Origin of the sequence: Nocardia sp. FDAARGOS_372 (genome assembly GCF_002554515.1) — a bacterium.
In the GTDB taxonomy this organism is placed as follows: domain Bacteria; phylum Actinomycetota; class Actinomycetes; order Mycobacteriales; family Mycobacteriaceae; genus Nocardia; species Nocardia farcinica.
Genome location: NZ_PDDW01000001.1, coordinates 1610831 through 1635251 on the forward strand (window position 1 = coordinate 1610831; position 24421 = coordinate 1635251).

The 24421-nt window shown below is 72.5% G+C and carries 19 protein-coding genes; 11 read left to right on the forward strand and 8 right to left on the reverse strand.

Translation table 11 applies throughout. From position 1 onward, the window contains the following. The first annotated feature begins 18 nt into the window (after positions 1–18). Together CRM89_RS08065 and CRM89_RS08070 are read left to right on the forward strand one after the other, a co-directional pair. Positions 19–396 carry an RNHCP domain-containing protein gene (locus CRM89_RS08065; RefSeq protein ID WP_041560170.1) on the forward strand — a complete coding sequence of 126 codons (378 nt, stop codon included), beginning with the start codon at positions 19–21 and terminating at the stop codon, positions 394–396. A 9-nt stretch (positions 397–405) separates the two neighbouring features. After that, positions 406–819, forward strand: coding sequence for an RNHCP domain-containing protein (locus CRM89_RS08070; protein ID WP_086846518.1), 414 nt, complete (start codon positions 406–408; stop codon positions 817–819). Positions 820–903: 84 nt separating this feature from the next. Here CRM89_RS08070 and CRM89_RS08075 read toward each other — a convergent pair whose 3' ends face one another. Beyond that, the gene (locus CRM89_RS08075) at positions 904–1611 is read right to left on the reverse strand and encodes a hypothetical protein (protein WP_098083637.1); all 708 of its coding nucleotides are present in this window, start codon (positions 1609–1611) and stop codon (positions 904–906) included. Between the two features lie 71 nt (positions 1612–1682). Further along, entirely contained in the window at positions 1683–2615 is a 933-nt protein-coding gene (locus tag CRM89_RS08080; RefSeq protein WP_098083638.1) for a PDR/VanB family oxidoreductase, read from the reverse strand. A gap of 143 nt (positions 2616–2758) precedes the next feature. On the opposite strand from CRM89_RS08080, the gene CRM89_RS08085 reads away from it, so the two are divergent. The 8 genes from CRM89_RS08085 (at position 2759) to CRM89_RS08120 (ending at position 10633) form a co-directional block, all read left to right on the forward strand. Further along, the gene (locus CRM89_RS08085) at positions 2759–3928 is read left to right on the forward strand and encodes an acyl-CoA dehydrogenase family protein (RefSeq protein ID WP_098086918.1); all 1170 of its coding nucleotides are present in this window, start codon (positions 2759–2761) and stop codon (positions 3926–3928) included. Between the two features lie 29 nt (positions 3929–3957). Then, positions 3958–4482, forward strand: coding sequence for a YiiD C-terminal domain-containing protein (locus CRM89_RS08090; protein WP_098083639.1), 525 nt, complete (start codon positions 3958–3960; stop codon positions 4480–4482). Continuing rightward, complete coding sequence (locus CRM89_RS08095; RefSeq protein WP_098083640.1) at positions 4479–5369, forward strand: alpha/beta fold hydrolase; 891 nt, start codon at positions 4479–4481, stop codon at positions 5367–5369. The genes CRM89_RS08090 and CRM89_RS08095 overlap by 4 nt, the downstream gene beginning before the upstream one ends. A 5-nt stretch (positions 5370–5374) precedes the next feature. Continuing rightward, on the forward strand, positions 5375–6508 hold the full coding sequence (locus tag CRM89_RS08100) for an ABC transporter ATP-binding protein (protein WP_086846520.1): 1134 nt from the start codon (positions 5375–5377) through the stop codon (positions 6506–6508). A gap of 45 nt (positions 6509–6553) precedes the next feature. Further along, positions 6554–7927, forward strand: a complete 1374-nt coding sequence (locus tag CRM89_RS08105) for an ABC transporter substrate-binding protein (protein WP_098083641.1) — start codon at positions 6554–6556, stop codon at positions 7925–7927. 78 nt (positions 7928–8005) lie between these two features. Next, entirely contained in the window at positions 8006–8863 is an 858-nt protein-coding gene (locus CRM89_RS08110) for a metallophosphoesterase (protein ID WP_098083642.1), read from the forward strand. A 2-nt stretch (positions 8864–8865) separates the two neighbouring features. Continuing rightward, the gene (locus CRM89_RS08115; RefSeq protein ID WP_082668586.1) at positions 8866–9810 is read left to right on the forward strand and encodes a carbohydrate ABC transporter permease; all 945 of its coding nucleotides are present in this window, start codon (positions 8866–8868) and stop codon (positions 9808–9810) included. Then, positions 9800–10633 carry a carbohydrate ABC transporter permease gene (locus tag CRM89_RS08120; RefSeq protein WP_098083643.1) on the forward strand — a complete coding sequence of 278 codons (834 nt, stop codon included), beginning with the start codon at positions 9800–9802 and terminating at the stop codon, positions 10631–10633. Before CRM89_RS08115 ends, CRM89_RS08120 begins: the two co-directional genes overlap by 11 nt. Positions 10634–10707: 74 nt before the next feature. On the opposite strand, the gene CRM89_RS08125 is transcribed toward CRM89_RS08120, so the two are convergent. From CRM89_RS08125 to CRM89_RS32210, 5 genes are read right to left on the reverse strand one after another with little or no spacing between them, the layout of a single operon-like run. Further along, positions 10708–12087, reverse strand: a complete 1380-nt coding sequence (locus CRM89_RS08125) for an acetyl/propionyl/methylcrotonyl-CoA carboxylase subunit alpha (protein ID WP_229435030.1) — start codon at positions 12085–12087, stop codon at positions 10708–10710. Then, positions 12084–12587: a biotin/lipoyl-containing protein gene (locus CRM89_RS08130; protein WP_194999069.1), complete on the reverse strand. Its 504-nt coding sequence runs from the start codon at positions 12585–12587 to the stop codon at positions 12084–12086. Before CRM89_RS08130 ends, CRM89_RS08125 begins: the two co-directional genes overlap by 4 nt. After that, positions 12584–14329: an acetyl-CoA carboxylase carboxyl transferase subunit alpha gene (accA, locus tag CRM89_RS08135; protein WP_098083644.1), complete on the reverse strand. Its 1746-nt coding sequence runs from the start codon at positions 14327–14329 to the stop codon at positions 12584–12586. The genes CRM89_RS08130 and accA overlap by 4 nt, the downstream gene beginning before the upstream one ends. Continuing rightward, positions 14326–15897 (reverse strand): PfaD family polyunsaturated fatty acid/polyketide biosynthesis protein, encoded by a 1572-nt coding sequence (locus tag CRM89_RS08140; RefSeq protein ID WP_098083645.1) that lies wholly within the window; start codon positions 15895–15897, stop codon positions 14326–14328. The genes accA and CRM89_RS08140 overlap by 4 nt, the downstream gene beginning before the upstream one ends. Then, positions 15894–16991, reverse strand: a complete 1098-nt coding sequence (locus CRM89_RS32210) for a hypothetical protein (protein WP_371392051.1) — start codon at positions 16989–16991, stop codon at positions 15894–15896. Before CRM89_RS32210 ends, CRM89_RS08140 begins: the two co-directional genes overlap by 4 nt. Before the next feature lie 412 nt (positions 16992–17403). Here CRM89_RS32210 and CRM89_RS32215 point away from each other — a divergent pair, with 412 nt between their 5' ends. Further along, the gene (locus CRM89_RS32215) at positions 17404–17910 is read left to right on the forward strand and encodes a hypothetical protein (protein WP_368858363.1); all 507 of its coding nucleotides are present in this window, start codon (positions 17404–17406) and stop codon (positions 17908–17910) included. Here the strand turns inward: CRM89_RS32215 and CRM89_RS08150 are convergent. Next, positions 17852–24403, reverse strand: a complete 6552-nt coding sequence (locus tag CRM89_RS08150) for a type I polyketide synthase (RefSeq protein ID WP_098083647.1) — start codon at positions 24401–24403, stop codon at positions 17852–17854. The two genes, CRM89_RS32215 and CRM89_RS08150, sit on opposite strands and share 59 nt — an antisense overlap. Between the last annotated feature and the right edge of the window lie 18 nt (positions 24404–24421).

Consider the following 24421-nt stretch of genomic DNA (forward strand, 5'->3'; position numbering starts at 1 on the left):
GGCAATGGAGTGATCCGGGTGTCCGACACCTCAATCCAACACGGTCCCAGCGCTGCGCTGCGGACCGACACCTTCACCTGCATGCGCTGCGGTCTCACCGTGGCCACGCTGGCTCCCGACCACAGCAGGCGCAATCACTGCCCCAGCTGCCTGCATTCGCGGCACACCGTCGACCACGTCGACGGTGGCGCCTCCGACTGCGGCGCCCGGATGGCGCCGCTGTCGATCGCGGTGTCGCGCACCGGCGAATGGGCCCTCGTGCACCGTTGCACACGATGCCACGAACTCGCCCTGCACCCGGTGTGCGGCGACGACAACCAGCTGATCCTCATGCGATTGGCCGTACGTCCGCTCGCCGAGCCGCCGTTCCCGCTCGAAGTGTTCGGCGATCTGTAGGGGGCCGGGATGCCACGACGAAACACCCGCCCCGCCGGTCGCGGCCAGCGGGGCAAGACGGTGCTGCACGGCCCCGGCGGGCAATCGGGCACGTCGTTCCGCTGCCTCGGCTGCCGGCTCGACGTCCCGGTCGCCGCACCGGGCACCGCGCATCGCAACCACTGCCCGCACTGCCTCACCAGCAGGCACGTCGACCGGCGCATCCCCGGTGACCGGGCCGAATCCTGCCGCGGCCGGATGCGGGCGCTGAGCCTGACCGTCCGCGAGGACGGCGAATGGTCGCTGGTGCACCAGTGCCTGGCCTGCGGCACGCTGCGGCTCAACCGCATCGCCGGTGACGACAACGCGCTCGCTCTCATGCGGATCGCGTTGCGGCCGTTGGCCGATTCGCGGCTGGGCCACCGCACGATGCTGTCGTTGTAGCAGCGCCGACGACAACGGCTCCATCCGACCGAGATCGGATGGAGCCGCCGGTCCCCCGGGCGAACGCGCCGGGCCTGGTCGCTCCTACTTGGCCGGCGGTTGCGGCGCGGGAGCGTTGATCGTGGTGAAGTACTGGATGGCAGCGGCGATCGCGACCGGCGCGGTCACCAGCAGCTGGCCCGCGACGGTGCCCAGCGCGCCGACGGCGATGATGCCGCCGAGGCAGCCGATGGCCGCGGCCGGGATGAACGGGCCGAACAGGCCGACGATGGTGGCCGAGGCGACGGTGGCGCCGGCGATGCCGCCGAGCACGCACCCGACCGCGGCGCCGCTGAGCCCGCCGACCAGGGTGCCGATGGTGGCACCCATGGAGATGGTGCTGGTGAGCCTGCTCCAGGCCGCCACCTCGCGGTCGTACTCGTTCTTGAACGGCGCCTTGTCCTCATACGGCAGGGCCACCGGCTGGTACACCGCGTGCTCGCGGTCGATCCGCGGGGTGAGAGTCGCGGTGCGGCCGGAGATCTCGGCCGCGATCGGGAACTCGAACTCGTCGATGCGGAACGCCAGCGGCATACCGGTGAGCACGGTGCCCGCGGCGTCCTTGATCTTCAGCACCGAGTCCTCGACGACGATGGCGCCTTCGTCGATACCGATGATGGTCTGCGAGTCGGTCGCGTGCGCGGTGAAGTCGACGATCCCGTCCTGGCTCGGAGCCGCGCCGGCGGTGCCGGACGCGATCCCGCATGCGGTGACCAGGCCCGCGGCCACCGCAACAATCTTCCTCATCCTGATGTGTCCTCTCGGTTCGGTGATGTCGGCGGCGAGCGCCGGGAAGCCGGGAGCCGGAGCAGCCCCCGGACGATTCAGAGGTCGAGCACCAGCAGGTCCTGCCGGGCTCGGGAGACGCAGAGCATCATGGTTCGGCTCGCGGCGCGCTCCTCGTCGTCGAGCACCGAGTCGCGGTGCTCGACGGCGCCCGCCAGCACGCCGGTCTCGCAGCTGCCGCAGGTGCCCTCGCGGCAGCTGGTGAGCACGCCGACACCGGCGGCCTCGAGCACGTCGACGATGGACTGGCCCGGCGCGACGCGGAAGGTGCGGCCGTCACCGGCCAGCCGGATCTCGAAGGCGCGGTCCTCGGCCGGTGCCACCGGTCGTGGCGCGAACCGTTCGACGTGTACCTCGGCGCCGCGGCGCGCGCCCTCGGCACGCACCGCGTCCAACAGCGGTTCGGGACCGCAGCAGTAGACGACCGCGCCGGGATGACGGTCGAACAGTTCGGTGATCGGCAGTAGCCCGGTCTCGTCCTGAGGACGCAGGCTGACCTGCGGGTACCTCGCGGCGAGGGTGTCGGCGAAGGCCATGTGGGTGCGGGTGCGGCCGCCGTAGCACAGCGTCCAGCGCGCACCGGCGGCCACGGCAGCCGCGGTCATCGGCAGGATCGGGGTGATACCGATGCCGCCGGCCAGGAACAGATACTCCGGCGCCGCGACGAGTTCGAAGTTGTTGCGGGGCCTCGAGACCGGTAGCAGCGCACCCGGAGTGGCGGTGCGGTACAGGTGGTCGGAGCCGCCGCGGCCCGCCGGCTCGTGCAGTACGGCGATGCGCCAGCGCGAACGGTCGGCGGGGTCACCGCACAGCGAGTACTGCCGCACGCCCGCCGCGCCCACGCCCACGTCGATGTGGGCGCCAGGGGTCCAGGGCGGCAGCGCCGCGCCCGAGGCGTCGACGAGTTCCAGGGAGAACACGCCGTCGGCCTCGTCACGACGCGCGGCCACCCGTGCCGTGATGTCGTTCATGTGGTCTCCTCACAGCCGGTGTCTCGCGATCACCGTCACCGGAAACCGCCGCGTGCGCAGCGCGTGCACAGCCAGTCGATTCGCGCAATCGACGTTGACTATCGCCCCGGCGCGCGCGCGTCGTGGCCGCCGACACTGGCGCCATGACTACAGTCGCGCAATTGGTGGAGCGCACCGCCGAGTTCATCCGTGAGCAGGTCGTGCCGGTGGAACGCGAGGTCGTCGTCGACGGGCGGGTCATGGACGACGCGCTGCGGCTCGAACTGCAGAAGAAGGCCAAGGAGGCCGGTGTCTTCGGGCCGCTGTCGGACCCGCGCCACGGCGGGCTGGGCCTGGACACCGTGGCGCAGGCGCAGGTGCTCGAGGCAGCGGGGGCGAGCCTGCTCGGCCCGATCGCGCTCAACGCCTGGGCGCCCGACGACGGCAACATCCACCTGCTCGCGCACGTGGCGAACGAGGAGCAGCAGCAGCGCTACCTGGCCCCGCTGGCCGCGGGCGAGGTCCGCTCGGCCATCGCGATGACCGAACCGGCACCGGGGGCCGGCTCCGATCCGGCGATGCTGCGGACCTACGCGCAGGAGACCGACAGCGGCTGGGTCATCAACGGCGCCAAGCACTTCTGCACCGGCGCGCAGGGCGCGGCGTTCGTGATCTGCGTCGCCGCCACCGACGAGGGCCCGACCATGTTCCTGGTCGACGCCGACAACCCCGGGCTGCGGGTCGGCCGCCGCATGCCGACGATGGACTACACCAGCGCACCCGGCGGGCACTGCGAGGTGACCTTCGTCGACTGCGAGGTGCCCGAGTCGGCGGTGCTCGGCGCGGTCGGGCAGGGCCTGGCGCTGGCCCAGGTGCGGTTGGCGCCCTCCCGGCTGGTGTTCTGCATGAACTGGCTCGGCCTCGCGGTGCGGGCCCAGCAAATGACGCTCGACCACGTCACCACCCGCACCTCCTTCGGCGCGCCGATCGCCGAACACGGCATGGCACAGGGGCTGATCGCCGACAGCGAGATGGACATCGCGGCCGCGCGCGGTCTGATCCGCACCGCCGCCGAAACCATCGACGCGCAGGGGCCGACCGCGTCGCAGTCGCGGCACGAGGCGTCCATCGCCAAGACCTTCGTCTCCGAGGCGGTCTGGCGGGTACTCGATCGCGCCGTGCAGCTGCACGGCGGGCTCGGTGTCTGCGAGGACCATCTGGTGGCCCGTTTTCTCGTCGAGGCCAGGGCGTTCCGCATCTACGAGGGCCCCTCGGAAGTGCTGCGCTCCTCCATCGCCCGCCGGGCGTTGCGCGCCCGGCAACCGCGCGCCTGACCGGCGCCACGACACCGAAAGGCATCCCGATGACCACTGGTGAACGCACCGGTTTCGCGGCCGGGTTCCCCGGCCTGGACACCGCCGCCGTCGACTACGACTACCTGTGCACCGCCTCGCGCGCACTGATCCCGTTCGGCAACCATGTCGGCACCCTCATCACCGAGATCGGCCCGGGGCGGGCGACCGTCGAGATACCGGCGGGCGGGCCGGTGACCAACCACATGGGCACCGTGCACGCGGGTGCCCTGTTCACCGCCGCCGACATCGCCGGCGCGGCCGCCTTCGTCGGTGCCGCCGCCACCGGCCTGACCGCGGTCAAGCGCCTGGTGCTGCGCGGGGCGAGCGCCGCGTACAAGAAGCCGGCCGCGGGACGCATCCGGGCGATCGCCACCGTCACCCCCGACTCCGTGGCCGGCGTGCTGGCCTCCCCGGGTGGCGAGCGATTCGAGATCGCCGTCCCGGTCGCCCTGTTCGACGACGCCGACGTGCTGGTGGCCGAGTTCGGCTTCGACTACGTCTGCGACACCCAGCCCGGGCAGGACGCGCGATGAGCGGGACACCCTCGGGCGGGCGGCCCGGGCTCACCGACCTCGAGGCGCTGCGGGTCGAGACCGGCGACGGCGTGGTGTTCACCGTACGGGTGCTGCCCGCGGCCGACCCGGCCGCACCGGTGGTGCTGATCCTGCCCGCGATGGCGATGAAGGCCAAGCGTTATCTGGCGCTGGCGGCGAGCCTGCACGAGCAGGGCCTCTCGGTGGCGACCACGGATCTGCGCGCGCAGGGCGACGCGCGACCGGCGCTCGGCGAACACACCGACTTCGGGTACCGGGAGATGATCGAGATCGATCTGCCCGCGCTGGTGACGGCGGTGCGCGAACGCTTCCCGCAGGCGCCGGTCCGGTTGTTCGGGCACAGTCTGGGCGGCCAACTGGCGTTGCTGTTCGCCGCCGCGGAGCCCGAGCGCGTCGCCGGAGTGGCGACCATCGGCACCGGGACGGTGTTCTGGTGGGCGTTCGGACCGCGCCGCTGGTACGAGGCGCTGAGCCAGATCCAGTGGATCGGCCTGGTGGCGCGGTGGAAGGGCCACTGGCCCGGCGGCGTGCTGATTCCGGCGCCGATGGCGGGCGGGGTGATGCGCGACTGGTCGCTGCACTCGTTGACCAGCTATTACCGGCCCAAAGGCAGCACGCGACGGTACAACTCGCTGTTGCGCGCGATGCGACTGCCGGTGCTGGTGATCTCGCTGGACGAGGACATGCTCGGGCCGAAGTCCACGGTGGACTTCCTGGTCGGGCGCATGCCCGCCGCGGACCTCACCCGCTGGCACATCGACGCGGCCTCCGGTGTCACCCACCGCGACCACTTCACCTGGGTCGAGGACTCCCCCGTCATCGCCGCCCGCATCGCGGCGTGGGCGCGCGGCGAGCGGGCGGAGTAGCGGCCGTGGCACGATTGCGAATCGAGGCGGTGTCCAAGCGGTTCGGCGCCGCGACCGCGGTGCGCGAGGTCGATCTCGACATCGCCGACGGCGAGTTCATGGTCCTGCTCGGGCCCAGCGGCTGCGGCAAGTCGACGCTGCTGCGGATGGTGGCCGGCCTCGAGGAGCCCAGCGCGGGCCGGATCCTGCTGGACGACAAGGACATCACCCAGGTCGCTCCGCAGCAGCGGGATCTGGCGATGGTGTTCCAGAGCTACGCGCTGTACCCGCATCTGACCGTCGCGAAGAACATCGGCTTCCCGCTGCGGGCGCGCCGGACCCCGCGGTCGCGGATCGCGGCGCGGGTGGCGGAGGTGGCCGGCGCGCTCGGGCTCGCCGAGCTGCTCGACCGCAAGCCCGCCAACCTCTCCGGCGGCCAGCGCCAGCGGGTCGCCCTCGCCCGGGCGATGGTGCGCGACCCCGGCGCCTTCCTGATGGATGAGCCGCTGTCGAATCTGGACGCCAAGCTGCGCAGCGCGACCCGCGCGGAACTGATCGCGCTGCACCGGGAACTGGGCGCGACGTTCCTCTACGTCACCCACGACCAGGTGGAGGCCATGACGATGGCCGACCGGATCGCGCTGCTCGACGAGGGCAGGGTGGAGCAGGTCGGCACGCCCGCCGAACTCTACGACCGGCCCCGCTCGGCCTTCGTGGCCGGGTTCCTCGGCTCGCCGCCGATGAACCTCTTCCCCGCGACCGTGGACGTGCGCGCCGAGCGGCTGCACCTGAGCGCCGAGGGCGTCGACCTCGCGCTGCCGCACCCGGCGCGGGAGTTCCCCGGCCCGCTCGCGGTGACCGCCGGGATCCGCCCGGAACGGTTGCGCCCCACCGCCGTCGACCCGGCCATTCGCGGCCGGGTGCGCATGGTGGAGAACCTGGGCAGCGAGGAACTGGTGCACCTGGACACCGGCCCGCACACCCTCGCCATGCGGGTGCCGCGGCCCGCCGGGATCACCGCGGGCGACGCGCTCGGCGTGCACGCCGACCCCGCCGACGTCCACCTGTTCGACGCCGCCTCCGGGCTTCGGCTGAGCTGGCGCGACCCCGGACCCGGCGCCCCGATCGACCGCGACGCCGAGCGCGTCGCCGTCGCCTGATCGCGCGCGATCAGGTCCGCTCGAAGCGATGATGAGGAGAACACAGTGAAACGCACCGTGCCCGTCCTGGGCTTGGTGTCCGCGGCCGTCCTCGCACTCGGTGGGTGCGGCGGCCTCGGCCCGACCACCGGCGACGACGGCGGCGAGGCGGCCCGGATTCCCGAGCTCGCCCCGGACCAGAAGGTCTCGATCGTCTTCGAGTCCTACAACTACGGACTCGCGGGCGCCTGGACCGACACCTTCGACACACTGCTCGCCCGGTTCCGCGAGCAGCACCCGAACATCACGGTGACCGCGCAGAAGCCGCAGGGCAACAGCCCCAACCCGGCCACCGACACCATTTCCAGCATCCAGAACCAGATGGTCGCGGGCGCGCCGCCCGACGTCGCCCAGCTCGGCTTCAGCGATCTCGACTTCACCATCAACCAGCTCCGCGCCAAGCCGCTGGACCAGCTGGTCGGCGCCGACGAGGTGCAGGCCAATTTCGACGGCGCGAAGTACCCCTACGCGCCGCGCGCGCAGACGCTGGCGAACTGGGACGGCCACACCTACGGCGTGCCGTTCGTGTTCTCCACCCCGGTGCTGTACTACAACGCCTCGCTGTTCACCGAGGCCGGGCTCGACCCGGCCGCCCCGCCCGCCACCTGGGACCAGGTCGCGCAGGCGGCCGCGGCCATCACCGAACGCACCGGCAAGGGCGGTGTGTACATCGATTGCCTGACCAAGACCGCCAAGGACTGGTGCTTCCAGTCGCTGGTGCGTTCCAACGGCGGCCGGGTGATCAGCGAGGACCGCCGCACCCTCACCTACGCCGAGCCGCCCGCCGTGGCGGTCGCGGCGATGGGCCAGCAGCTGGTGGAGTCGGGGTCGATGCCGCGCTTGAACCAGAAGCAGGGCTACGAGGCGTTCTCCCGCGGCGAGATCGGCATGATCCTCGAGACCAGCGCCATCCAGGGCACCTTCGTCGCCGGCGCCAAGGACACATGGGATCTGCGGGCCGCGCCGATGCCGAGCTTCGCGGGCAAGCCGACGGTGCCGACGAATTCCGGTGCCTCCCTGCACATCCTGTCCGACGACCCGGCCAAACAGCGCGCGGGCTGGGAGCTGATCAAGTTCCTCACCAGCGAATCCGCCTACTCCACCATCTCGCAGGGCATCGGCTATCTGCCGTTGCGCACCGGCCTGATGGACGACCCGGCGGGCCTGCGGGACTGGGCCGCCCGTAACCCGCTGTTGCAGCCCAACGTCGCCCAGCTGGCGACGATGGAACCTTGGATCTCCATGCCGGGCAACAACTATCTGCAGATCCGCGACGGCATGATGGAGGCCGTCGAGGCCGTGGTGTTCCAGGGCAAGGATCCGGCGAGCACCCTCGCGGCGGCCCGCGAACAGGGTGCCCGGCTGATGCCCGAGCAGTAACGCCAGTTCCGTCCCAGACCCGACCACCGACCCGGCCGCGCGTCCCGTGTGGGAACGCGCGGTCTTCGAGGGGAATCCATGCCCGAGGTCACCATCGTCCAGCTCACCGACACCCACATCCGGCCGCCGGGCGAACGCCTGCACGGCGTCGTGGACACCTACGCCAACCTCACCCACGTGCTCCACCAGGTCCGCGCCTCGCACCGCGCGGTCGACGCGATCGTGCTGTCCGGCGATCTGGCCGACAACGGCGCGCCCGAGGCCTACCGCCGGCTGCGCGACGCCGTCGAACCGGTCGCCGAGGAGCTGGGCGCCCGGCTGATCTACGTGATGGGCAATCACGACGACCGCGGCGCGTTCGGCGCCGAACTGCTGCGCTCGGATGCGGCGCTGCGCCATCCCGACACCACCCACGATCAGGTCGTGCAGGTGGCCGGGCTGCGCATCATCGCCCTGGACAGCACCATCCCGCAGCGCCACGACGGCAGGCTCGAACCCGCCCAGCTGGCCTGGCTGGCCGACCAGCTGCGCGAGCCCGCACCGCACGGCACCCTGCTCGTGCTGCACCATCCGCCGATCCCCTCGCCGCTGCCCGCCACCGAATTCCTGCGGCTGCGGCAGCCCGAACTCCTCGCCGAGGTCCTGCACGGCTCGGACGTGCGGCTGGTGATCTGCGGGCACAACCACCTCACCGCCACCGCGGCGCTGGCGGGCATCCCGGTGTGGATCGGCCCGGCGCTGGCCTACCGGCTCGATCCGCTGGCCCCGGTGGGACGCCAGCGCGGGCTCACCGGATTCGGCTACAGCCGCATCGATGTGCTCGGCACGTCGATGGTCGCCACCGCCATCGAGGCCACCCCGGCCGGCATCGTCTACGACCGCGCCGAACAGGACGTGCTCGACCAACTCGCGGCACTGGCCGCCGAAGCGAGGTAGGCGTGTTCGTCCTCGACGCGCCCGCGCCTGCCCCGGCACCCGCCCCGGAGATCACCCCGCGTCCCGCCCGCCTGCGCCGGGCGGGACGCGGGGTGGTCCCGTATCTGTACCTGGCGCCCGCGGTGCTGCTGCTGGTGGTGTGGACCTACCGGCCGCTGGTGCAGGCCTTCGAGCTGTCGACCTACTCGTGGAACCTGCTGCCGACCTCGCCGATGCGGCCGGTCGGCGCCGGCAATTACGAACGGCTGCTGGAGCTTCCGGCCTTCTGGGACTCGCTGGGCCGTACCGGCGCGCTGATCGTGGGCCTGCTGCCGTTCACCGTGCTGCTGCCGCTGGTGATCGCGCTGGCCAGCCGCCGGGTGAGCGGGCGGGCCAGGACCTTCTACCACGCCCTGATCTTCGCGCCGTTCCTGGTGGCGCCGGTCGCGGCGTCGGCGGTGTGGCGCTGGCTGCTGCATCCCGGCGGCGGCTTCGTCGGGCAGGTGCTCGGCACCGACCGCAACTGGGTCTACGACGTGAGCACCGCGCACACCGTCATCATCGTCATCACCGGCTGGCAGCTGCTCGGCTTCGCCGTGCTGGTGGTGTGGGCCGGGCTCGCGGCGATCAGCAGCGATTACGACGAGGCGGCCCGGGTGGACGGGGCGAGCACGCGCCAGATCCGGCGCTGGATCACCCTGCCGATGCTCACCCCCACCCTGATGTTCCTGGTCCTGACCACGGTGCTGCTGACACCGACCCTGACCTTCCCGCTCATCGATTCGATGACCCAGGGCGGGCCCGCGCAGGCCACCACCAACATCTACTACCTGTTGTGGGACTACGCCTTCCACAGCTTCGACGCCGGACTGTCCGCCGCGGCCGGGGTGCTGCTGTTCGCCGGTTTCGGCGTGCTCGCCGGCCTCCTGGTCTGGATCTCGGAAAAGGTTTCCTTCCATGACGATTGAGCGCTCCCCCGCCCTGGCCGACCGACTGCGCGGCGCGGGCAGCCACCTGCTGCTCGCGAGCACCGCCCTGGTCGCGGCGTTCCCGATCTACTGGCTGTTCGCGACCTCGCTGCGCAGGCCCGAGGACGTCACCTCGCTCTCGCCGGTGCCGTGGCCGCTGTCGACCGCCAACTACACCGACGCCGCCGCCGAGGTCGACGTCGCCGGGCTGATCGGCAACACCTTCTTCGTCGCCACCTTCTCCGCGGCCGGGCAGCTGCTGGTGGCGCTGCTGGCCTCCTACGCCTTCGCCATGTACACCTTCCCGTTCCAGCGGGTGCTGTACCTGGCGTTCGTGGGCGTGTGGCTGGTGCCGTTCCAGGTCACCATGCTGCCGAACTACGTGCTGCTCACCCGGCTCGGGCTGATCGACACCCTGATCGGGGTCGCGCTGCCCACCCTGTGCTCGGCGCTGGCGGTGCTGCTGCTGCGCCAGCACATGGCGAGCTTCCCCAAGGAACTGGTCGCCGCCGCGCAGATCGACGGCCGCTCCTCCTGGTCGATCCTGTGGACGGTGGTGGTGCCCAATCTGCGGCCCGCGGTCGCCGCGCTCGGCATCCTGCTGTTCATCAACGCCTGGAACGAGTACTTCTGGCCCGCGGTGGTGCTGCGCCGGTCCAACGGCGTCCTGCAACTGGGCTTGAAGAGCTTCATGGGCACCGAAGGCGACCGGTGGGGGCCGATGATGGCGCTGGCCGGCCTGGCCTGCCTGCCGGTCCTGGTGCTGTACCTGCTGCTGCAACGCCACATCGTCAACGCCTTCGTGCGATCGGGGTTGAAGTAGTCCCGGGGCAACGTGCACCCAGCGTGGACACACGCCGGCGCGGGCAGGGAAATCCCTGCCCGCGCCGTTGTCCGTCAGGCCGGGACCGTTGTCTTGGTGGTGAGTTCGCCGACGAGGGCGGTGTCGTGGTCGGCGGCGCGAAAGCGGGGATGGTCGAGGATGTCGTGCAGGAATTCGGCGGTGGTGGCGATGCCGCGGCCGGTGATACGGGTCTCGGCCAGGGCCCGGCGCATGCGGGCGATGGCGGCCTGCCGGTCCGGCGCCCAGACCACGACCTTGGCCAGCAGCGAATCGTAGTGCGGCGGAATCGAGTAGCCGGGGCGCACGTGGGTGTCGACGCGCACGAACGGGCCGCCGGGGAGCTCGCAGTCGACGAGTGTGCCCGGCGCCGGAGCGAATTCGCGGTCGGGGTCCTCGGCGTTGATCCGGCATTCGATGGCGACACCGCGCGGGATGAGCTGATCGGCGGTCAATGTCAGCCGTTCGCCCGCGGCGATCCGCAATTGCTCGGCCACCAGGTCGGTGCCGGTCACCATCTCTGTCACCGGATGCTCGACCTGCAGGCGGCAGTTCACCTCCATGAAGTAGAACTCCCCGGCCGCCGGGTCGAGCAGGAACTCGAAGGTGCCCGCTCCGACGTAGCCGACAGCGCGGGCGCCGCGCACCGCGGCCTCACCGATGCGCGCGGCCAGCTCCTCGGACAGACCGGGCGCGGGCGATTCCTCCACCAGCTTCTGATGCCTGCGCTGCAACGAACAGTCCCGGGCCCCGAGATGGACGACGGTGCCGTGCGTGTCGGCGAGGATCTGCACCTCGACGTGGCGCGCCGAGTCCAGGTAGCGCTCGAGGTAGAGCCTGCCGTCGCCGAAGACCGCGGCGGCGTTGGCCCTGGTCTCCTGCCAGGCGGCCGGGAAGTCGGCGCTCGCGCGCACCACCCGCATGCCACGGCCGCCCCCGCCGGCCACCGCCTTGATGATCACGGGGTAGCCGATCTCGTCGGCCAGGGTGTGCGCGGCGCCGACGGTCTCTATCGGGTCGCGGCTGCCGGGCAGCAGCGGCAGCCCGGCCTCCGACATCAGTGCCCGGGCGCTCGACTTGTCGCCGAGGTCGGCGAGCACGGCCGCGGGCGTGCCGACGAACACCAGGCCCTCGGCCTCGCACACCTCCGCGAAATCCGGATCCTCGGAGAGGAACCCGTACCCGGGGTGAATGGCGTCGGCGCCGGTCGCGCGGGCGGCTTCGATGATCGCGGGGATGTAGGAATAGCTGCGTTTGGCCGGGCCGGGCCCGATGCGGAAGGCACGGTCGGCCATCCGCGCCGCCGCGGAATCGGCGTCGGCGGCGGAGTACACCGCCACCGTGTTCAGGCCGAGTTCGGCGCAGGTGCGCAGTACGCGCACGGCGATCTCGCCGCGGTTGGCGACGAGCACCGTGCGGATCGGCCGCACGCTCACGCGACCACCTCCAGCACCAGCAGCGGCGCGCCGTATTCCACCGCGTCGCCGTTGTCGACCAGGAATTCGGCCACCCGGCCCTCGCGGGTCGCCACCACCGGGATCATCAGCTTCATCGCCTCGACGATGCCGACCTGCTGCCCGGCTCGTACGGGGTCGCCCTCGGCGACGAAGGGGTCGGCACCGGGTTCGGGCGCACGGTAGAACACACCGACGGTCTCGGCGAGGAGGGTGAAGGTCTTGTCCCGCAGCGGTTCCGGCGCGGCGACGGCGGGTTCGGCGGGCAGGGCGACGGGCGCCGGCCGCGGCGCGGGGGCCTGGGCGGCGGGCGTGTCGTCGCGGCTGATCTCCAGCACCAGCGGACCGTTGGCCAGGGTCACCGTGGACGGCGCGGCCTCGGCCAGGATGGTCAACGCGTGCCTGGCCAGCACGGTCAGGGCGGCGTCGGCCTCGACGGGATCCATCGCGCGCGGCGCGCGGGTGGTCAGGGACTGGGTCATGTCTGCTCCTGGTCGGTCGATGTCGGCAATCCGAAGGCGCGGAACCGGCGGTGACGCCGTTCCAGCAGGTCGGGGGTGGGCACAGCCGCGAGGGAGCCGAGTTCGTCGCGCAGCGCGGCGCGCAACGCGGCGGCCGCGGCGGCTGGGTCACGGTGCGCACCGCCGGACGGTTCGGGCACCACGCCGTCGGCGACGCCGAGCCGCACGAGCGAGGTCGAATCGACGCGCAGCGCGGCGGCCGCCGTGGGCGCCGCAGCCGCGTCCTTCCACAGGATGGCGGCGCAACCCTCCGGGCTGATCACCGAATACACGGCGTTCTCGCACACCAGAACCCGGTCGGCCACGGCCAGCGCCAGCGCGCCGCCGCTGCCGCCCTCGCCGGTCACCACCGCGATCACCGGCACCGGCAGTCCGGCGAGCAGTTTGAGCGATTCGGCGATGGCGGCGGCCTGGCCGCGTTCCTCGGCGGTGATGCCCGGGTAGGCGCCGGCCGTGTCGACCAGGGTGATCACGGGCAGACCGAGTTTGGCCGCCAGCCGCAGCGCCCGGGCGGATTTGCGGTAGCCCGCGGGGCTGGGCATGCCGAAGTTGCGGTGCGAGAGTTCGGCGGCGTCGTGCCCTTTCTGGGTGCCGATCACGACCACCGGTGCGCCGTGCAGCCGCGCCAGCGCCGTCACCATCGCCGGGCAGTCGGCCGCGAGGCGATCGCCGTGCAGTTCCACGAACTCGTCGAACGCGGCGGCGAGGTAGTCCAGGGTGGTGGGCCTGCCGAGTTCGCGGGCCGCGCGCACGCTCTGCCAGGCGTCGCGTTCCGGGAGCGCGGCGGGATCGAGGCGCAGCGGCGATTCGCCGGCTGCGGTCTCGTCGCGGCCGAGATCACCGGCACCGCCGGCACCGCCGGCACCGATGTCGCCGGTGCGGGGCGTCCGCCTCCGGTCCGCGTACAGCGCCAGCACGCGCGCCAACCGGTCCCGCAGCGCCGATCGATGACAGATCATGTCCACGAAGCCGTGCTCGAGCAGGAACTCCGCGGTCTGGAAGCCTGCGGGCAGGGTCTGGCCGATGGTCTGGGCGATCACCCGGGGACCGGCGAAACCCAGTCGTGCGCCGGGCTCGGCGATGACCAGGTCGGTGGCGGTGGCGTAGGAGGCGGCCACGCCGCCGTAGGTCGGGTCGGTCACCACCGAGACGGTGAGCACGCCCGCGTCGTCGAGCCTGCGCAGCGCCTGGCTGGTCTTGGCCATCTGCATCAGGGCGACGATGCCCTCCTGCATCCGCGCGCCGCCGGAGGCGGTCACGATGACCAGCGGCACCCGCCGCGCCCATGCCGCTTCGGCCGCGGTGGTCACCGCCTCCCCCACCGCGCCGCCGAGACTGCCGCCCAGGAAGCGGAAGTCCATGACCGCCAGCACCAGCGGCGCGCCGTCGATGGTGCCGTGCGCGCACCGGATGGCGTCGGTCATACCGGTTTGCCTGCGCGCCTGCGCGAGCCGCTCGGGGTATCCGCGGGAGTCGGTGAAGCCGAGCGGGTCGGCCGCCGTCTCCGCGGGCTCGATCCGGCGCACGCTGTCGGCGTCGAGCAGCGCGGCGATGCGCTGGTCGGCGGTGAGCATGCCATGGCCGTCGCAGTCCGGGCACACCCGCCCGGCTCGTTCGTAGCGGCGGCCGTAGATCATCCCGTCGCAGAACGGGCACACCATCCACGACGTGCCCGTGTTCCGGCCGGTTTCGACAATGGTCATCGCTGCTCCCTCGGTCGGGGGACGAACTCGGCGCAGCCCGCGGGCAGCCGCACTCCGGCGGATCGCAGCTGGGCGACCCGCGTCAGGTAGGCCGCGCCCAGCAGGATCTGATCGGCGACCTCGGCCACCTGCCGGTTCGGCAGCGCGGCCAGATGGGTGCCCGCGGCCCACGTGTTGAAGGCGCCCATCGCCGGGCCGCACCACACCTGGTAGTCGGTGACCCGGTCGGCGTCGCCGCGGATGCTCCACCCCGACGACAGGCCCAGATACCACCGGAACACCAGCGCCATCCGGCGTTTCGGGTTCTCGGCGGCGCCGGTGAGCTGGGCGGGGTCGCGCTCGGTGAAGAAGCGCACGCAGTCCTGCCACACCGCGTCGAGACCACGACGGAACACCGTCTGCTCGAGGTCCTCGCGCAGCGCGGCGGGCAGTTCGTCCAGCCCGCCGTAGGTCCGATAGGTCTCGTACAGACGCTGGGCACGGGCGGCGAACATTGTGCCGCGCCGCAGCACCTGTACCTGCACGCCCATCTCGAACATGTCCGCCGAGGGCGCCATCACGCAGTCGGCGAACTGGGCGCCCGCCAGCAGCTCCTTGCTGGCCGGGCACTGGGCGGCTTCGACACATGCCTGATTCACCGAGCCGGTCACCACGTAGGCCGCGCCGAGGGCGAAGGCCGCCGCGGCGGCCGCCGGGGTGCCGATGCCGCCCGCCGCGCCGATGCGCACGGCGGCGGCGCCGGGCACCGCGCGCGCCACCCGGTCCCGGGTGTTGAGCAGCTCCGGCAGCAACACCAGCAGCGGCCTGCGGTCGGTGTGCCCGCCGGAATCGGCTTCGGCGGTGATGTCGTCGGCCATCGGCACCTGCTCGGCCAGCCGGGCCTGCTCGGCGGTCAGGTCACCGGCGGTCACCAGCTCGCGCAGCAGCCGCTCCGGCGCCGGACGCAGGAATGCCTCGGCCACCTCCACCCGCGAGACCTTCGCGATCACCCGGTGCGCCGAAACGATCCGGCCGTCGCGTCCGACGCTCAGCCCCGCGGCCCGGTAGCGCACCACCTCGGTGGTGAGGTTCATGAACGCCGAGGCCTCCACGCACCGCACCTGGTGCCGCAGGCATGCGTCGACGATGGCGCGTTCCAGGGCGGGCTCGGACGGACTGTGGATGAGGTTGCAGGCGAAGGGCAGCTCGCCGAGATCGCGGCGCAGCTGCGCCAACGCCGCGTCCACCAGGGGTGGGGCGACGCCGGCCGCACCGTAGGACCCGAGGTATCCCGCCCGCGCCAGCGCCGACACCAGGGCGGGTGCGGCGATCCCGTTGGCCATCGCGCCCGCCATGTAGTTGGCGCGCAGCCCGTGCGCGGTGCGGAAGGCGCCGTCGCCCAGCATCTCCGGGGTGAGCGGGCCAGCCGCGGCGAGCACCTGCGCGCCCGGAACGGCCGTGCGGTCGGCGGTGACTCCGATTCGGCCATCGTGTCGCAGGACCCAGACCGGGCGGGTCGGGTCGCCCAGCACGGCGGCGATGTCGGGCGCGGTCGTGGCGACGGCTGCGGTCTGCGGCAGGGTGGTCACGACTGCACCTCTCGTTCGCCGAGTTCGACGGCCAGATCGGTCAATTCGTAGATCCGCAGCCCTGGCTTCCACAGCGAGGCGTCCACCACGGCGGTGACGCCGCACCGGTCCCGGCGCACGTGTTTGATGTGCGCTTCGAGTTCGACCGTGCCGTCGGTGGGGAGGAACTGGCCGCGGTAACGCCAGCTGAAGGCGATGCCCGCGGGAATGCGGAACACCGGATCGGCCAGGCCCGCGGCGTAGCCTGCGTCCAGCATCCATTCCTGCACGGCGTGGATCACCGACTCGACACCCAGCGAGCCCGGGATCACCGGATCGAGGTGGAAGTGGCGGGCGAAATACCAGTCCCGAGGGTCGATCTCGCGCAGCGAATGCAGGTATCCGGCACCGTGACGGCCGCCGCCGTCGACCACCGTCACCCGGTCGACGAGGGCGAGGGTGTCGCGCGCGCACAGTCGTGCGGCGCGGTCGGCGCGGCGGGCGGCCACGTCGAGCACCCGGGCCCGGGCATCGGGATGCTCGGCCAGCCAGGTCGGTGCGGGGCGGCCGCCGTCGAGGCCGGTCTGGTTGGCCAGCGCCTCGTCACTGAAGTAGCCGAACATGGTCTCGCCGGTGTAGAACGGCTCGCCGTCCACCGCCAGGGTGTAGTCGAAGGTCTGCAGCGAGGAGCCGGGCAGGATCGTGGTCGACAGCAGGCGCGAGTTCTGTGTGATCGTCTTGTCCCGCAGGTCCACGTGCCGCAGCACGGTCGCCGTGCCGCCCAGGTTGCGCAGGCTCAGCGTGGTGCCCGGCTGGGTGCGAGTGGGGCCGGCGTAGTAGCCCATCAGCAGCGCCGCCTGCAGGGAGGTCTCCATGTAGACGAAGTGCGGCATGGACTCGTTGGCGGTGGCGCCGTAGTACCAGGAGTCGGCGGGCGAGTCGTATTCGGTGGTGGAGGCGGCGGCATCGAGCTGCCCGCGGGCACCGTCGAAGTCGAGCACCCGATCCACCAGCAGCAGGCCGCCGGTCGGCAGGCGAGTGGCACGGACGCCGGTGTACTCGGCGAACTCCGGCCCCATCGCGACGGCCTGATCACCGCGCGCGAGGTGCGCCATGTGGAACTCGTTGAGCAGCAGGGCCTCGTCCGGTTCGCCGGGGCCGACACCGGTCCCCTCCGGCTCCCGCGCGGTCACGGTCACCGGCACCGGTGCGGCGCCGGTACCGTGCGCGATCGCCCGCAGGTGCGGGCGCGGCACCAGATCGATCTCGGTGACGGTGAGTTCCAGCTGACCCGGGCCCGGTTCGGCCGGTGCGGCCGGTCCTTCGGCGACCAGCGTGCTGCCCGACAGGCACAGCGTCAGGCCGGTGTAGAGCGCGAACACCTCGGCGGCCTGCACCGCGGCCGCGTGCGGGTCACCGTCGAAGCGGGCCAGCACCCTGCCGCGACCCTCGCCGCCGTACAGCTCGAGACGATCGACCGCGGTGAGCGCCAGCGGTGCGTGCGCGGCGAGCACGGCCGCGGCCCGGATGCCCCGCCGTCGGTACGCGGGGCCGAACACGCCGACGGTGTCGCCCGCACACAGGCGTTCCAGCGCGGCACGGTCGAGGTGGGTTCGTGCGGTGCGGGCCAGTGGTTTGAACGCCCATTCCGGGGCGTGCGTGACCACCGGTGGCCCGTGGACCGGACGTGGCCGCGGCGCCGCTGCCGCGCCGGTCGCCGCCGATCCGGTCGGGACCGAGACGGCCGGCGCGGCCGTCGTGGCGCGCTCCCACAACGCGCGCTGCATCGCGAGTTGCGCGGTGAGCGCCGCGCGGTGCGCGGCCACGACGCCCGCGCGGAGCTCCGCGACCGGATTGGGGGCACGGGTCGCCGGTACCACCGCGGGATCTGCGTCGGCCGCAGGGTTTGTCTCGCTCCGGGCTGGAAGGCCCGGGCCCTCCGGGTCGAACGCGATTCCGTCGAATTCGAGGGTCGTCATACCGTCCACCGCCTCACCGAGGATCGGAACTTCTCCGTCAGATCGGGCGTCGTGACCACCACGACATCCGAGAACCGTTGCAGGACCGTGCCGTCCGCGGTGCAGGCGGTGGCGTCCACCCGGGCGTCGAAGCGGCCCTGGCGGGCGTTGTCGACGACGAGGCTGAACGGCTCGTGCACCGGCAGCGGCCGGTAGTACTCGACGCGGCCGATGCCGAGGGGCAGGCAGGCGGCGCCGAGTACCCGGTGCCCGAGCACAGGCGGGCCCTGCATCATCAGGTCCGCGCGCACCGGGTCGTGCAAACGGCTCGCATAGGCCCCGCCCGCGACCGGCTCGGCGTCGAGCAGGCAGTCGAAGACCAGGGCCGCGCCGGTGTCGGCCACCAGCCGCCGCAGGCCCTGCAGGGCGGGGGCGTGGAACTGGATCGCTTCGCGATAGATATCCAGGTCGCTGCCCGGACCGTCCGGCACCGTGATGCGCGGCGGTTCGCCCGGCGCCGATGCCAGCTCCAGCGTCGCCCGGAAGTGCGTGACGGCGCCGTCGCGCACGGTGACCCGGACGGGCAGGATGTCGCCGTCGAGGGCGCCGGGTTCGAGTTCGAGATCGACGGCCTCGACCGGGTGGTCGAACACCAGTCCCTTGAGAACCTGGAAGTCGCGTGCGGCCACGACGATTCGACCCGGTAGGGCCCGTTCGGCGGTGTGCGCCATTGCGCCGAGCCCGAAGGTGGCGGGCAGTACCAGGTGCTCCCCCACCCGGTGTGCCCGCACGACCGGCTCGTCCGTGAGCCCGTGCAGCGCGCGCCGCAGCCGCACCGGGGCGGCCGGGACGGGGGCCGGTTCGGCGAGGCCGGCGGCCGGGCCGATGAGGACGACGGTGTCGGCGGCGCGTTCGGCCGTGAACTGTTCGGTGAACGCCGCCGCACCGTCGGCCGGGGCGAGCAAGCTCACCCCACGTGCCCGGAAGTGCTCACGCAGGCCGGGCGTCACCATCCCGCCGTCCCAGGCGCCCCAGTCGATCGCGGTGACGTGGCAGTGCGGATGGGCCCGCCGCCACGCCGCCGCGAAACGCGACAGCGCCTCGTTGGCCGCGGCGTAGTCGGCCTGTCCGGTGTTGCCGAACAAGCCCGCTACCGAGGTGAACAGGATCAGATGTCGCGGCGGCGGCACCGCCGCCAGCAGTGCGGCCAGGCCGGCGATCTTCGGGTCGAGCACCCGGGCGATCGACTCGGGTGTCTTGGCCGGGATGTGCGAATCGGCCAGCACGCCCGCGCCGTGCACGAGGCCGGTCACCGCGTCGCGCCACGGCGCCAACGCCGTCCGCACCGCGTCGGCGTCGGTGGTGTCGACCGCGAGGTATTCGGCGCGGTCGCCCAGATCGGCCAAGGTGGCCCGGATCTCGCGCCCCGCGCGGACATCGGCGCAGGCGCGCTCGAGGTCGCGTGGGGTGGCACCGCCGCCGGCCAGCGCGCGCACCGCGGCCTGCCGCAGGTCGGCGTCGGCGACGTCGCGCGCCCAGTCCGGTTCCGGTGCGAGCGCGGTCCGGCCGAGCAGCAGGAACCGGCCGGGACCGCGGCGCGCCAACGCCCGCACGCAGGTGGCCGTGACGCCGCGGGCGCCGCCGGTCACCACCAGCAGATCGTCGGCGGTCAGTGTGGCGGGCGGCTGGTTCTCGGCGGGCCGCACCGCGGTCACCGTGCGACCGGGGCCGTGGCCGCCGGGGACCAGGGTGTGCCGGGTGCCGTCGGCGGCGACACCGACCTCGGCGGTGTCACGGGCCGGGTCGAGCAGTTCGGCCGCCACCAGGTCCGCGCAGCGGCCGGGGTCGGCGGCCGGATCGATGTCCAGCGCGCGGCAGAACAGGTCGGGACGTTCGGCGGCGAGCGTTTTCACGACCCCGCCGACACCGCCGAGCAGCGCGGCGACCGGGTCGGTGACGGCACGCAAGCCGAGTCCGCCGTCGAGCCGGATCAGTGTGACGAAGGCCGCCCGCCCGGTCTCGGTGGTCATGACGGGCGTGACCCGGCCCGCTGTCAGGATCGTCTCGGCGAGCAGCCGCGAGGCGGTGGACCAGTCGGCGGCACCACCCAGGAGAACCAGGCACAGGTCGACCGGGTCGCCGGGCTCGGGCAGTCCGGTCACGCGCCGTACCTGCCAGCCGTGGTCGGTCAGCGCCGCGGCGAGCGCGTCGCACTCCGGGTCGTACGAGCCCGGCAGGTCGACGAGCACGGCCCGGGGGTGGGCGCGGTAGGCGCGGAGGGCGGTGTCCACGGCGGGCAGGGTGACAAGTTCGACGGCATGCCGCGGCGCACCCGCCGCGGCCTCAGCTTTTGGGTGGACATCACCCCCGGCCACCGCGCCGAGCTCGGCGACGATCTGATCCAGTGTCCGCAACGTGCCCAACTGCTCGGGCCCGAGATTCGGCAGGTCCGGGAACCGCTCCTGCAGCGCACCGATCACCTGCACCCGCTTGATCGAATCGACCCCCAGATCCGCTTCCAGATCCATCCCGGTGTCGACCATCTCCACCGGATAACCGGTCTTCTCGGCCACCACCTCCCGCAACGCCTGCCGTAACGCCTCCACTGACCGGTCGGCGGAGTTCGAGTCGGCGGGCGAAGCGATCCCGGGAGCCTGGGCCGCGGTCGCCGTCGAGCCCGACGCCGCAGCCGCCACCGAGCCGGGGGCCGCCGCCGCGGCCGAGCCGGTGTCGGCCACCGGAGCAGAGCCCGCCGGAGCGTGGGCCACCGACCCGGGCACACCGAGCAGGTCCGCGATCTGATCCAGTGTCCGCAACGTGCCCAACTGCTCGGGCCCGAGATTCGGCAGGTCCGGGAACCGCTCCTGCAGCGCACCGATCACCTGCACCCGCTTGATCGAATCGACCCCCAGATCCGCTTCCAGATCCATCCCGGTGTCGACCATCTCCACCGGATAACCGGTCTTCTCGGCCACCACCTCCCGCAACGCCTGCCGTAACGCCTCCGCCGACCGGCCGGCGGGAGCCGCGCCGTCGACCGGCGTATCGGTGTCGGGAGCCGCAGCCGGCGCCGATGTGGTGGCCGGGTCGTCTACTGCGACAACGCCCTGCGCGCTGACGCGCTGCATGTCGTGGTCGGCGGCGACCACCCGGTCGACCCGGTCCTGGCGCGCGGGTCGGCGGGCGATGCCGCGGTCGCCGTTCGCGCTCGCACCGTCGGCGTGCCCGTTGGCCGACTCCGGACCGGCAGCCGCGGACAAGGCCTCCGGCCGGTGCTCTCTCATTGCCGCCCGCCGCTCGGCGGGCGCGGGCCGTAGCGCGGCGGGCCGGGCGAATCCGGCCTCCAGTTCGGCCAATTGCGCCAGCACGTCCGAGGCGCGGGTGTGGCTGGCGCTGATGGCGACGCCGTGCTCCTTCACGGCCTCGATGGCACGTACCGTCGTCTCGGTGAGCACGCCGCTGTCGAGCGCGCCGACCAGCGCGCGGGCCATGTCCAGCTGACCGTCGAGAAACTGGTGGTGGGTGCGTAGGTGCTGGGCGAGCGCGCTGTCCAGCGGCTCACCCGACCCGGAAAGCGGATGCGGGGTCGAAGGCACGGGAATCTCCGATGTGTGGGTGGAAGCCGAAGGAGCGGAAGGGGTTTCGTAGTAGAAGTGGGATTCCGGCGCGGACTCGGCGCCACGGTCGGCGAGTGGGGCCGCGAGGGCGACGTCCGCGGCCGCACTCGGCTCGGCCGGCGCGGCCACTGCGACGCGGTACCCGTCGCCGAGGGCAGCGGCGTACGCGGCGCGGCGCGACTCGGGCACGTATTCCGGTGCCGAGATGGTCACCGTCATCCGGCCGCTGGGCACCGGCTCGGTGGGATCGGGTGCCACGTGCCGGTTGATCGCCGTCAGCTCGAAGCCGAGCACGGCCAACCGCACGGCTGCCCTGGTCAGGGTCAGGTCGCTGTCGCCGATCGGCCCCGAGTCGGTGGGGATGGCGATCACGTCGTCGCCGAGGGTGCGGCGCACCAGCGAGGTCAGCACCTGTTTGGGACCGAACTCGACGAACACCGTGCAGCCCGCTTCGCGCATCGCCGTCAGCGCAGCGACGAACTCGACCGGCCGGCCGAGCTGCCCGGTGAGCACCGCGCGATTGGCGGCGCTGTCGGCACCATAGGCGGCGTCGGCGCTGTTGGCGTAGACCGGGGCGTGGGGTGCGCCGACGGTGACCTCGCCGAGCGCGGCGGCGAAGGCGTCGACCGCGTGCGCGACATAGGGGGTGTGGAAGGCGCCCGAGACCGGCAGCGCCCTGGTCGCCACACCGCGCTCGGCGCATCCCGCGACGGCGGCGGCCACCCCGTCCGCGCCACCGCCGATCACCACCTGGTCGGGGGCGTTGTGGTTGCAGATCCAGACGTCATCGATGCCGTCGACGATCTCGCGCGCCACCTCGATCGAGGCGTTGAGCGCCACCATCGTGCCCGCCTCGACGCCCTCACGCGGCGCCATCGCCGCCCCGCGCGCCTTGGCGAGGGTGAAGAAGTCGGGTCCGGTCAGCGCCCCGGCCGCCCACAGCGCGGTCAGCTCGCCGAAGCTGTGGCCGAGGTAGCCTTCGGCCCGGAAACCACGCTCGCGCAACGCCGCGAACTGGCCGGCGGCCAGCGCGCCGATGGCGGGCTGGGCGAACTCGGTGCGGCGCAGGGTGGCCTCCTGCCGCGCCACGGTGTCCTCGTCGAACGCGGGCGGCGGGAACACCACCGCGGACAGCCGCACCGGCTCCCCGGCGAACACCTGGTTGGCGGCGTCGAACGCGGCGCCGACCTGCGGCTGGGCCATCGCGGCCGCGGCGCCCATCTCGACGTACTGGCTGCCCTGTCCGGCGAACAGCGCGCCTGCCTTGCGGCCGGGCAGCGCCGCGGCGCGGAAGTAGACGCCCTCGGGATGATCCCAGGCCTCGGCGTCGGGTCTGCGGACGAGTTCGTCGACGGCGAGTGTGCGCAGGTGTTCGGCGTTCTCGTCGTCGACCGAGACGAAACCGATCCGCGCGTGCGCGTCCGGGATCGGGCCGCCGTCGACCGGCGCGACACTACGCACGGCGTCGATCAGCCCGGCCACATCGGGTGCGTGCCACAGGTGCGCGCGGGCGGTGCGGTGCAGCACGCGCTGCTGCGCGCGGTCGGCGTCGGCCTCCTCGAGCACGACGTGGAAATTGGTGCCGCCGAAGCCGAATGCCGAGGCGGCGGCACGGCGCACGGGCCGCTGCGGGTCGCGAATCCACGGCCGGGTGCGGGTGTTGACGTAGAAGGGCGCCTCGGGCGGAGCCACCTCGGCGTTGGGCGCGCTGACGTTGATGGTGCCCGGCAGCACCTTCTGGTGCAGTGCGAAGGCCAGCTTCATCAGGCTGGCCGTGCCCGCGGCGCCCTTGGTGTGCCCGATCTGGGACTTCACGCTGCCCAGTGCGGCGAAGCGGCGCTCGTCGGTCGCGTCGGAGAGCAGTTCCTTCAACGCCGTGAGTTCGGTGCGGTCACCGACCGGGGTGCCGGTGGCGTGCGCCTCGAGCAGGGCGATGTCGGCCGGGGAGATCTCGGCGTCGGCGTAGGCGCGGTCCAGGGCGACGCGCTGCCCGCCCGCCCGCGGCGCGTAGATGCTCTTGGCGCGGCCGTCACTGGAGGAGCCGAGGCCGCGGATCACCGCGTAGATTCGGTTGCCGTCGCGGCAGGCATCGGCCAGCCTGCGCAGCGCCAGCATCGTGATGCCCTCACCGAGTAGGGTGCCGTCGGCGTCGGCGCCGAACGGCTTGATCCGCCCGGACGCGGACAGTGCGCCCACCTTGCTGAAGCACAGGTAGATGAAGATGGTGTTTTCGGTGTCCACGCCGCCGGTGATCATCATGTCCGCGCGGCCGTCCTGAAGTTCGGCGATCGCCGTGCGCAGCGCTGCCAGCGAGGCCGCGCAGGCGGCGTCCACGGTGCAGTTGATCCCGCCGAGGCCGAGCCGGTTGGCGATGCGGCCCGCGGTGATGTTGGACAGCAGACCGGGGAAGGAATTGGCCTCCCACGGCGCGAAGGCTGCCACGTACTTCGTGGCGATCGCGTCCGCGTCGCGTTCGGTGAGGCCGATCGAGCGGGCCGCCTCCTTCAGCACCGGCGTGGACAGCCGGGCGGCCAGCGGGTGCATGAGCGGGACTGGCCCGGTGGTGCCGAGCACGACGCCGGTCCGACTCGCGTCGTACCAGGACGAGCCGGTCGCGCCCGCGTCGACGAGCAGATCCCGGGCGACCCCCAGGCTCAGGGTCTGCATGGTGCTGGTGACCTCGAGCTGATTGGGCGGAAGGCCGAATTCCATTGGGTCGAAGGCGATGTCGGGCAGGAAGGCCCCGCGCCGGGAGTAGGTCTTGTCCGGTGTCGCGGCGTCGGGGTCGTAGTAGTCGTCCAGGCTCCAGCGCGAGGCGGGTACCTCGGTGGTGCAGTCGACACCGTCGATGATGTTCTGCCAGTACTCTCGGTGGTTGCGCGCGTGCGGCAGCAGACCCGACATGCCGACGATGGCGATGGGGTTGCGGGCGAGGCGTCTGTCGTCTGTCACGGAACGTTCCTCTCGGAC

Coding starts and splice junctions, on each gene's coding strand:
- CRM89_RS08070 (WP_086846518.1), top strand. CDS start 406: ATGCCACGACGAAACACCCGCCCCGCCGGTCGCGGCCAGCGGGGCAAG.
- CRM89_RS08080 (WP_098083638.1), bottom strand. CDS start 2,615: ATGAACGACATCACGGCACGGGTGGCCGCGCGTCGTGACGAGGCCGAC.
- CRM89_RS08085 (WP_098086918.1), top strand. CDS start 2,759: ATGACTACAGTCGCGCAATTGGTGGAGCGCACCGCCGAGTTCATCCGT.
- CRM89_RS08090 (WP_098083639.1), top strand. CDS start 3,958: ATGACCACTGGTGAACGCACCGGTTTCGCGGCCGGGTTCCCCGGCCTG.
- CRM89_RS08095 (WP_098083640.1), top strand. CDS start 4,479: ATGAGCGGGACACCCTCGGGCGGGCGGCCCGGGCTCACCGACCTCGAG.
- CRM89_RS08110 (WP_098083642.1), top strand. CDS start 8,006: ATGCCCGAGGTCACCATCGTCCAGCTCACCGACACCCACATCCGGCCG.
- CRM89_RS08120 (WP_098083643.1), top strand. CDS start 9,800: ATGACGATTGAGCGCTCCCCCGCCCTGGCCGACCGACTGCGCGGCGCG.
- CRM89_RS08130 (WP_194999069.1), bottom strand. CDS start 12,587: ATGACCCAGTCCCTGACCACCCGCGCGCCGCGCGCGATGGATCCCGTC.
- accA (WP_098083644.1), bottom strand. CDS start 14,329: ATGACCATTGTCGAAACCGGCCGGAACACGGGCACGTCGTGGATGGTG.
- CRM89_RS32210 (WP_371392051.1), bottom strand. CDS start 16,991: ATGGCGCACCTCGCGCGCGGTGATCAGGCCGTCGCGATGGGGCCGGAG.
- CRM89_RS32215 (WP_368858363.1), top strand. CDS start 17,404: ATGCCCCGCCGTCGGTACGCGGGGCCGAACACGCCGACGGTGTCGCCC.